Consider the following 5052-nt stretch of genomic DNA (forward strand, 5'->3'; position numbering starts at 1 on the left):
TGAAAATTTTAGTCATTTAATATCAATGGGTTACCAGTAAATGCTCTCGTGCCATATGACTTATTCGCACCTTCCCTGGATGCGCCAAAACTACCATCATTGACCGAATAAACGGACGGCGAGTAACTGTACAAGAAGAGGATATGCAAGCCTCCCACGACTCGTCGGCGCACACTGCCTGAACAAACGCGCCCAGTTACTGAGTGACCGGTGCCACAAGATAGGCAAGGAAAGGCCAGAGGATGACAACTACCCCCAGAGTTGGGGTAGACTCTCTGCACCCAAAGCGACTGGCATGACCTGAGTCTGGTCAACTCTGCCAACGCACCTCACAACAATAAAATGACACGAGTATCAAAACAGGATGACAACCACCTACACCCTGACAACATCGCCACTGGTTACCCAGGGTAGCCAGTTGCGCTGGCATATCGATTCACCTTCACGCAAGGAGCCGTTCACCCTCACCCATGGCCGTATCGTGCTTCAGGGGTGGCTGCTGGCACAAGGAGAGGCCTCCCCCCGGCTTGCCATCAAGACTGGTTTTGCCACATACAGCTTTGCGTTCAATACCAAACGGCCTGACGTTGTTGCTGCCATCTTGCAGCAACCTGCAGACAATCACCCTGGATTGTGCTGCGGCTTCAATATCGCTGTGCCCTTCTCTGACCGTATCACCCTGGGGTTGGAGTCTGATGGCCTCATTACCTGGCTGGAGGAGTTGACCTTCTCCCACGCCATATAAGGCAACCGCGCTAATTTGTGCCGGTATTCATCTATAGGATGAAACCGGCACTACACCCTGATTATCAATTGGACGATAAATTGAACCTCTATATTGCTGCCATCATTAAAGATGAATATTCAGGTCTGCTTGAGTGGATTGCCTACCACCGGGTATTAGGTGTGACCGGATTTATGATTGCCGATAATGGTAGTCGCGACGGCAGTACAGAACTGCTTGCCTCTCTCGCCAGATTGGGGATTGTGAGCACATTTGAGCAGCCCGATCTGGATAATCAAAAACCGCAATTACCTGCCTACGAGCGTATATTGCGTAGCTGCCCCCCCGAGGTTGATCTGCTTGCCTTTATCGATGCCGATGAATTTTTATTGCCATTGACTGATGATCTTGGGCTGACCGATTTTCTTGCTTCCCGCTTTCAGGATGAGAGCGTCAGTGCTCTCGCCCTGAACTGGTCAAATTTTGGTTCCAGTGGCGAGCTGTTTGCCGAGGACGGCCTGGTGACTGAGCGTTTTACCAAGCGCGCGCCTCAATCTTTCAATGTTCACCACAATTTCAAAAGCGTCGTGAGGCCACAGCGGGTGAATCGTTTTCATAATCCTCACTACGCCGACTTGCGCTATGGCCGTTATGTCGATGCCTTGGGCAATGACGTGATACTGCATCCCAAGCATGGCAACGGAGTCAGTGCCGAGGTGCTCTGGAGCGGGGTGAGGGTTAATCACTATGCCGTCAAATCACTGGAAGAGTTTCTGCTCGGCAAGCATCTGCGGGGCAGTGCGGCCACCGCGAACCGGGTCAAGCACAAGGCCTATTTCAAGGCCCATGATCGCAACGATGAGACTTGTCTGCTTGCCGCCGCCCTGGCCCCCAGAGTAAAAGCAGAAATGGCCGCCCTGAACGAGCGACTCGCAGCCCTTCCTGCAGATGGCTCCCCCTCTGGTCGCTCCTGGCTTGGTGCCAGAATGAAGAAATGGATGGGTTGACACCGCCACATTAGTGTTTCTCTTACCCACGTTTGCCGGTCACGCCTGTGGCCAAACTGGGTGCCCTCTTCTTCGGATTGTGAAACTTGTTATGCATAGCGATTGCCATTGGCAGCCCTTGACGCTGCCAGACTCTTTTTCGTTGCGATCTGGCTGGCTCTTTATTCAGGGCAAAGTCCAGGCTCGTCAGCCACGGGGGGAAACCCGGTTACGCTGGCAATGCCGCCAGGGACGCTGGCATGAAAAAACACTGCCCGTAACGCGCCGTGGCACATTGCAAGAGCTGGTCCATCTCCCCAAGGGGGCCAGTCAACTCGCCCTGTTGGCGAGCAGTGAAGGGGCTGATTGCCAGGTTGAGGTCGGCCAGATTCGTCAGGTGTCGTCCATCGAGAGCCTCTGGCGCCGTCTACGCCGGGTATGGCCCTTCTACGGGCAGCTGAATGCTCAAAAGCGCAGGCGACTGGGGTTATCCTGGCATCTGTGGTTCACCAATCTTCCTCTGGCATATGAACTGGTTGGCAATCTGCGTGATGACAGACCCCTGCACGCCTACGAACACTGGCTGGCCAGCTTCGATACCTTGCTGCCAGGTGATCGCCAGATGATCACCCGTGTGCTGGCTCGTTGGGACAACTTGCCCCATGTCTGTCTGCATCTGGTGGGGGAAGGAGATAGCACGGCACGGCAGCGCACCCTTGCCAGCATAGAGACACTCTGCTACCCGACAAGCCATGTCACCTTGCTGGAGCAGAGCGCTGACAGACCTGAGTCGGAGCACACTGCCGAAACCTGGCATTGGGCCATCCCCCTTGGGGCAGAGATCGCGCCTGCCGCGCTCTTTTGGGTCGCCAACCAGTTACGTATGACTCCTCATGTAAAATGGATCTACGGGGATCACGATCTGCTGGATCACAGTGGCAAACGCCACTCTCCCCACTTCAAACCGGATTGGAATGAAACACTGCTGCACGGCCAGAACTACATAGGTTGGTGTGCCCTGTGGCGCGAGCAAGGTGAACCTCTCGTGCCTGCCGACCGGGTCAGCTGTCATCACCAATGGCTGCTACTTTCCCGGCAGTTGGATGCAGGACAGATAGCACATATTCCGGTGCTGATGATGCATCAACCCGGTGAAGAGCAGGATGATCATGGGCTGATCGCTCAGGCGAGCCAAGTGATGCCTTCGGGTGTGACGCTATCCCCTGCGCCCCACGGTATCTGTCGTTGGCACTGGCCACTGCCAGCCCAATTGCCTCGGGTATCGGTGGTCATCCCCACCCGCAATGGCCTGGCTCATCTCAAGCCCTGCATTGACAGTCTGGTACGGCAGACACGCTATCCCAATCTGGAAATCCTGGTGATGGACAACCAGAGTGACGAGGTCGATACCCTGGCCTATCTGGCCCATGCAGCCCAGGAATACGGGGTGCGGGTGATCCCTTATGATCATCCGTTCAACTATTCGGCCATTAACAATGCGGCCGTTGGCCAGGCCAGTGGTGAGCTCATCTGCCTGCTCAATAACGACACAGAAGTCATGAGTCCGAGCTGGTTGGAAGAGATGGTCTCTCATCTGCTGCGTCCAGGCGTCGGCGTGGTGGGTGCCAAGCTCTATTTCGGCGACGGTAGAGTACAGCATGGTGGCGATGCCGTCGGTCCTGGTGGTTGCGCCGATCACTTTCATGTAGGCCTCACCGCTGATGACCCCGGTTATCAGCGCAGGGCCGTCTGTGCGCAAGAACTCTCTGCCGTCACTGCAGCTTGCTTGCTGACCCATCGAGAGTTGTTCTTGTCACTGGGTGGTCTTGATGATCTCAATCTGCCCGTTGCCTTCAACGATGTGGATTATTGCCTACGGGCTGGTGAGGCTGGCTGGCGAATTGTCTGGACCCCGTTTGCCGAACTCTATCACCATGAGTCGGTCTCTCGTGGCAAGGACGTGACGCCACAGCAGTTGGCACGAGCACAAAAGGAACTGCGCTATATGAAAAAACGCTGGGCGCAGCGGCTGAAGCACGATCCTGCTTATAATCCCAATTTGAGCTATGACCGCCCAGATTTCTCGCTTAGTCATGCTCCCAATGTGGTATTGCCATGGATGAAATGATCAGAAAGGTATTATTCAAAAAATACCGAAAATTAAATAAAAAAGAACATAGTCTTAGCTCTCTACTACATGGCCCATGTCGACGTGTTATTATATTACATGAAGGGAATTCGCCGACACTGGCCTATTTTCAACAGAGTATAGCTGCACAGTTTAAAGATATAGAGGTAATACTAAAAGACGGTAACGACCTTAGCCATCTTTCAATCCAATCTGACGATGCTATCGTCATCATCAGATTTATATCTTCACACTGGCAGGCTAAATTTGAGTTGGACATTGATAAGCTATCAAGAATCATTTATTTCATGGATGATGACTTGCTGGATCCAACTGCATTGCAACGACTACCTAAAGAATATCGCAAGAAAATACTGCGCCGCGCCTCGGCTCAGCACAGGTGGATTACCGCGTATTGTGATGAGTTTTGGGTATCCACACCCTATCTAGCAAAAAAGTACTCTGCGTTCGATCCAAAAATTATCAACCCGATGCCTTCCAACATTTTACTTGAGCACACTCCCATGCTGAGAATTGCATATCATGGCACCAGCTCTCATCGGGATGAAAAAATCTGGCTGTATGAAGTTATTAACCAAGTCATGAATCTCTGCCATAATGTTACATTTGAAATATTTGGCGAACATGATATATACAAACTCTATCGTAATACACCTAGAGTGACTGTACTTCATCCCATGACTTGGGAAAACTACTTGGTATATACCAAAACTCAACGTATAGATATCGGTTTAGCCCCTTTGCTTGACTCTGCGTTTAATGCCGGGAGAGGGCCCGTCAAGTTCTATGATTTTGTCCGTATGGGCGCGGTAGGAATATATAGCAACCGAGCCCCCTATAAAGGAGTGGTGACGCAGAATGTCAATGGCATTTTGCTTGAGAATGACAGTGAACTATGGGTAAATGCAATTAAAACACTGGCTCACTCTCATGAAAAAAGAATGCAACTTGCCCATAATGCCAAGCAATCGGCCATACGCTCTTGCTAAACATTGATGTCAAGCAATAAAAATACCTATCATTATACTGCTCACGACTATGACATATAATTACCTGATTACCCATGATTAGCAGTCACCACGAGCTATACTGATCTTACGTACAGTTACTGAGGTGCGAGATCATGGCCAAAAGCAAAGTCCAATTCCAGAAAGGCTACAGCCTGTTTGATTTTTTCAAGGACTATGGCACTG

4 protein-coding genes are annotated in these 5052 nt (G+C 51.6%); all 4 read left to right on the forward strand.

Annotated features, from left to right (window positions below):
• Window positions 1-364: 364 nt before the first annotated feature.
• The 4 genes from OKC30_RS19800 (at window position 365) to OKC30_RS19815 (ending at window position 4848) form a co-directional block, all read left to right on the forward strand.
• Window positions 365-745, forward strand: coding sequence for a hypothetical protein (locus OKC30_RS19800; RefSeq protein ID WP_270809769.1), 381 nt, complete (start codon window positions 365-367; stop codon window positions 743-745).
• A gap of 38 nt (window positions 746-783) precedes the next feature.
• Window positions 784-1731, forward strand: a complete 948-nt coding sequence (locus tag OKC30_RS19805; protein ID WP_235673885.1) for a glycosyltransferase family 92 protein — start codon at window positions 784-786, stop codon at window positions 1729-1731.
• A 118-nt stretch (window positions 1732-1849) separates the two neighbouring features.
• Entirely contained in the window at window positions 1850-3838 is a 1989-nt protein-coding gene (locus OKC30_RS19810) for a glycosyltransferase family 2 protein (protein ID WP_270809770.1), read from the forward strand.
• A complete protein-coding gene (locus tag OKC30_RS19815) occupies window positions 3826-4848 on the forward strand; it encodes a glycosyltransferase family 1 protein (protein ID WP_270809772.1) in 1023 nt (340 codons plus the stop codon). Before OKC30_RS19810 ends, OKC30_RS19815 begins: the two co-directional genes overlap by 13 nt.
• Window positions 4849-5052 lie beyond the last annotated feature (204 nt).

Origin of the sequence: Aeromonas sp. QDB18 (assembly GCF_027705325.1) — a bacterium.
Taxonomy (GTDB): domain Bacteria; phylum Pseudomonadota; class Gammaproteobacteria; order Enterobacterales; family Aeromonadaceae; genus Aeromonas; species Aeromonas caviae.

Bases quoted from the DNA above. Each gene is read 5' to 3' on its own strand.
- OKC30_RS19805 (WP_235673885.1), top strand. From the start codon at position 784: ATGAAACCGGCACTACACCCTGATTATCAATTGGACGATAAATTGAAC.
- OKC30_RS19800 (WP_270809769.1), top strand. From the start codon at position 365: ATGACAACCACCTACACCCTGACAACATCGCCACTGGTTACCCAGGGT.
- OKC30_RS19815 (WP_270809772.1), top strand. From the start codon at position 3,826: ATGGATGAAATGATCAGAAAGGTATTATTCAAAAAATACCGAAAATTA.